The following is a 4,611-nucleotide window of genomic DNA, read 5'->3' on the forward strand; positions in this document are numbered from 1 at the left end:
GGGGCGGGGCTGCCCCGCCCACGCACGGGGCGCGGCGCGGCCGCCGGGGTTGGGCGGTCCGGCGGGGGGGCGAGGTCGCCGCCCGGCCTGACGAGGTTGACCGCCCTCCGCCGGGCGGCTACGTTCGCCCCGTGGCGCACCGCGCGCCTCCGGGCGATCCTCGCGCCCCGTGTGCTTGCGCTGCTGGGGAGCCGCATGATCACCATCGACGGCCTTCGCGCCCTCCACGTCTTCGCCGCGGTGCCCGACGCGGCCCTCGCGCAGCTCGCCGGCGCGGTCGAGGACATCCGGCTCGTCACCGGCGAGTACTTCGCGCACGAGGGCGACGACCGGGCGCTGTTCGTCGTCGTGGAGGGGACGGCGGAGATCACCAAGGTGGTCAACGGCGAGGAGCGCGTCATCGGCACGCGCCGGCCCGGGCAGTTCTTCGGCGAAGTTCCCATGACGCTCAGCACCCCCTTCCCTGCGAGCGGGCGCGCCGGGGAGCCCACGCGCGTGCTCAAGCTCGCGCCCGCCGTGTACTACTCGCTCGCGGCCGTCGCGCCGTCGGTGCCCGACCGGGTGGCGGGGCTCGCCCGCCGGTACCTGGACTCACTGCAGACGATGGCGGCCGAGAAACGCGAGTACGACGTGCGCCTGATCCACTCGCGCCGCAGCGCCCGTGCGCACCGGGTCATCGGGTTCCTCACGCGCAACCAGGTCGACTTCGAGAGCGTGGACGCGGATGCTGCCGCCGACGCCTCGCAGTACCCGGTGCTCGAACTGGCGAACGGCGGCCGGTTCGAGAATCCGACCATGCGGCAGATCGCCGAGGCCGTCGGGCTCGACGTGACGCCCGCCGCCGCCCACTACGACGTGGTGATCCTGGGCGCCGGGCCTGCCGGGCTGACGGCGGCCGTGAACGCCGCGGCGGAGGGTCTGCGCACCCTGGTCGTCGAGAGCTTCGCGCCGGGCGGTCAGGCGGGCACCTCGACCCGGATCGAGAACTACACCGGATTCCCCTTCGGCATCTCGGGCGACGACCTCGCCGGCCGCGCATTCCGGCAGGCCAAGCGCCTGGGCGCCGAGATCGTGGTGACCCGCACCGTCGAGAGGCTGGACGCGGCGACACGCGAGGTGATCCTCGACGGCGGCGACGTCGTGCGGGCGCAGGTCGTCATCATCGCCACCGGCGTGGTGTGGCGCACTCTCCCGGTCGACGGAGTCGACCGGTTCCTCGGCAGCGGCGTGTACTACGGCGCCGCCCGCAGCGACTCCGCCGTGGCTCAGGGCGCCGACGTCTGCATCATCGGCGCCGGGAACTCGGCCGGCCAGGCGGCCCTGTTCTTCAGCCGCCACGCGCGGTCGATCACGATGCTCGTGCGCGGCGAGTCGCTCGAGGCGAGCATGTCGCGCTACCTGATCGACCAGATCGCCGCGATCCCTGCGATCCGCGTCGAGACCCGCAGCGAGGTCGTCGGCATGCATGGCGGCGACAGTCTTCAGGCCGTCGACGTCGCCGATCGCCGCACCGGCGCCGTCGCGCGGCGGGACGCCGACGTGCTCTTCGTCATGATCGGGGCGGACGCCGAGACGGCATGGCTCCCGCCTGAGATCGCACGCGATGCGCGCGGATTCGTCCTCACGGGGTCGGATGCCTCGGAGTCCGGGTCATGGCGCGGGCCGCGACGCCCGTTCACGCTCGAGACGACGGTGCCCGGTGTCTTCGCGATCGGCGACGTGCGGTCGGGATCGGTGAAGCGGGTCGTCGCCGGCGTCGGCGAGGGCGGTGCGGCCATCGCGTTCACGCACCAGTACCTCGCGCTGGAGCCGACTGCGCCGGCCACCTGACCCCGCGCACGGAATCGGAGGTTTCGCGTCACACACCGGGGCGCAGCATCCGTCCCCGGCGTGTCGGCTGAGACGTCCGATTCTGTGCACCACGAGTGCGCACCCGCCGCTCGCGCACAGGATCGGAGGTTTCCCGCGACACGCCGGGGCGCAGCATCCGATCCCGGCGTGTCGTCGAAAAGGTCCGATGCTGTGCGCCTGGGATCAGCCGCGGAAGTAGGTCTCGGCGACGCGGGCGAGGTCCCACAGGTCGCTCACACCGGCGAGCTCGCGCGCCGAGTGCATGGAGAGGATCGGGATGCCGACATCCACGGTCCGGATCCCCAGGCGGGTCGCCGTGATGGGCCCGATCGTCGACCCGCACGGCACCGCGTTGTTCGAGACGAACTCCTGGCTCGTGACGCCGGCGGCGGCGCACCAGCCGTTCCAGGCGGCAGCGCCCGCGGCATCCGTGGCGTAGCGCTGATTCGCGTTGATCTTGAGGATCGGCCCCGAGCCGAGCACCGGCTGCACGACGGGGTCGTGCTTGTCGGCGTAGTTGGGGTGCACGGAGTGGCCCACATCGCTCGAGACGCACCACGATGCGGCCAGGGCGCGCAGCTGCTGCTCGCGGTCGGCGCCGAGCGAGAGCCAGAGCCGCTCGAGCACGTCTGACAGGAAGGGACCCGCGGCGCCGGACCGAGTGCCCGACCCGACCTCTTCGTGGTCGAAGACGGCGAGCATCGCGATGTGGTCGGCGTCGTGGCCGTCGGCCGCGCGCTCGAGCGCGACGACGCCCGCGTGCACCGAGGCGAGATCGTCGAGGCGGCCGGAGGCGAAGAACACGTCGTCGCGTCCGAAGGTCGCACCCCGCGCGGAGTCGGCGGTGACGACGTCGTAGCCGCGGATGCGCGCCGCGTCGACGCCCGCCTCGCGCGCGAGCTCGCCGAGGATGTCGGCGGACTCCGCCTCGCCGAGACCCCACACCGGCTGCGTCTGCGACTGCTTGTCGAGCGCGAGGTGGTCGTTCACCTCGCGGTCGAGGTGGATGGCGAGCTGCGGCAGCCGCAGCAGCGGACCGGTCGCGGCGAGCACGCTCGTGCCGTCGTCGAGCACGAGACGGCCCGAGAGGCGCAGCTCGCGGTCGAGCCACGAGTTGAGCAGCGGTCCGCCGTAGATCTCGACGCCGGCCTGCAGCCAGCCCAGCTTGCCCGTCGTCGGCTTCGGCTTGAGCTTGAAGCCGGGCGAATCGCTGTGCGCCCCGAAGATGCGCACACCCGTCGACGCCGTCGCGGTCGGCGGCACGACCCACGCGATGACCGCGCCATCGCGCACCACCACGAACCTCCCGCCCGCGTGCGCCGGCCACCCGGACGCTTCGTCGAGGCGCGTGAACCCGGCGTCCTCGAGGCGCGTCGCGACCTCGGCCGCGGCGTGGAAGCTCGACGGCGCCGCCGCCACGAATGCGGCGAGATCATCGGCGTGCGCGAGGGCTGCGGTGGGGGCGGAATCGGTGGACGAGGGCACGGAAGAGCCTCCTGTGTGACGGCGATGCGGTGGTTCGATCGTAGTTCGGAGGGTCTTCACAGGACCGCGGCCAGAACAGGATCCGAGTCGGTGATCTGGACTTTTCGGTCTTTCCGCTCACATGTAACGTTCAGGTAACGCACCGGAAGTGTCCAGAAAGGCCCGGGAGACTCGGGGACTTGTGCCCGCCCGAACGGTCACGACGCGTCTGAAGAAGGCGCACTTCGCTGATACGGAACCCGGTCTTACATGCGTCACCACACGTCGTCTTCGCCCGCCCGCCGCACTCTCCGCCGCGCCGAACGCCGCCTCCGCCGTCGCCCGGTGCTGGTGGCGGCGACGCTCGCGGTCGGCGTACTGGCCACCGCCGCGTTCAGCACCGCGACCCCCGCATCGCAGGCCGAGGCATCGGGTTCGCTGCCCGGCTTCGCGCTCGCCTCCTACTCCACGACCCCCGCGGCGTCCGAGGCGGCGCCCGCGTTGTCCGCCGTCGAGAAGGCCGTGTCCGACGCTTCCGCCGCGATGACCGCGGCGTCGACCGTCGCGTCCGACATCGCGGCCTCGGGTCTCGACGTGGGCACGCCCGACACGACCGTCGACACCTCCGAGCTCGAGGGTGCCGTCGCGCAGCTGCAGCGCGCGCAGACGCTGCCCGCGCAGTACTCGACCGAGTTCGCCGACGTCGTGGTCACCCTCACCGCCTCGGTCAGCGAGCAGGCACAGGGGCTGCGCGGCAAGCTCGATGCCGCCATCGCCCTCAAGGCGCAGCGCGAGGCCGAGGAGAAGGCGCGCAAGGAGGCCGAGGCCGCCGCTGCAGCCAAGGCCGCCGAGGAGGCCGCCGCCGCGGCCGCGGCGAAGAAGTCGGCGGCGCCGCGTTCGTCCGGCGGCGGCGCGCCCGTCTTCGCCACCGGCGGCGCCGTGGGCGGCACCAGCCCGGCCGACGCGCAGGCGACCGCCCGCTCGATGATGGGGGGCTATGGCTGGGGCGACGACCAGTTCGGCTGCCTCGTGTCGCTGTGGAACAAGGAGTCGGGCTGGAACTACCAGGCCTACAACCGCTCGAGCGGCGCCTTCGGCATCCCGCAGGCCCTGCCCGGCAGCAAGATGGGCAGCGCCGGCGCGGACTGGCAGACCAACCCCGCGACGCAGATCGCCTGGGGCCTCGGCTACATCTCCGGCCGTTACGGCACCCCGTGCGGCGCCTGGGGCCACTCGCAGTCGACCGGCTGGTACTGAGCAGCCCTCATCTTCGGCTCCGGCCGGTCGACCGTGCGC

Annotated in this window: 3 protein-coding genes; 2 read left to right on the forward strand and 1 reads right to left on the reverse strand. The window is 72.8% G+C overall.

Annotation, left to right across the window (positions count from 1 at the left end; translation table 11 throughout):
- The first annotated feature begins 195 nt into the window (after positions 1–195).
- Positions 196–1,830, forward strand: coding sequence for an FAD-dependent oxidoreductase (locus tag ACFQ7C_RS20235; protein ID WP_378905756.1), 1,635 nt, complete (start codon positions 196–198; stop codon positions 1,828–1,830).
- Between the two features lie 204 nt (positions 1,831–2,034).
- Here the strand turns inward: ACFQ7C_RS20235 and ACFQ7C_RS20240 are convergent, their stop codons facing one another.
- A complete protein-coding gene (locus tag ACFQ7C_RS20240; protein ID WP_378905759.1) occupies positions 2,035–3,336 on the reverse strand; it encodes a M18 family aminopeptidase in 1,302 nt (433 codons plus the stop codon).
- 249 nt (positions 3,337–3,585) lie between these two features.
- Between ACFQ7C_RS20240 and ACFQ7C_RS20245 the strand changes: the two genes are divergently transcribed.
- Positions 3,586–4,572 carry a lytic transglycosylase domain-containing protein gene (locus ACFQ7C_RS20245; protein ID WP_378905762.1) on the forward strand — a complete coding sequence of 329 codons (987 nt, stop codon included), beginning with the start codon at positions 3,586–3,588 and terminating at the stop codon, positions 4,570–4,572.
- Positions 4,573–4,611 lie beyond the last annotated feature (39 nt).

The organism is Microbacterium sp. NPDC056569, assembly GCF_042793475.1.
Taxonomy (GTDB): domain Bacteria; phylum Actinomycetota; class Actinomycetes; order Actinomycetales; family Microbacteriaceae; genus Microbacterium.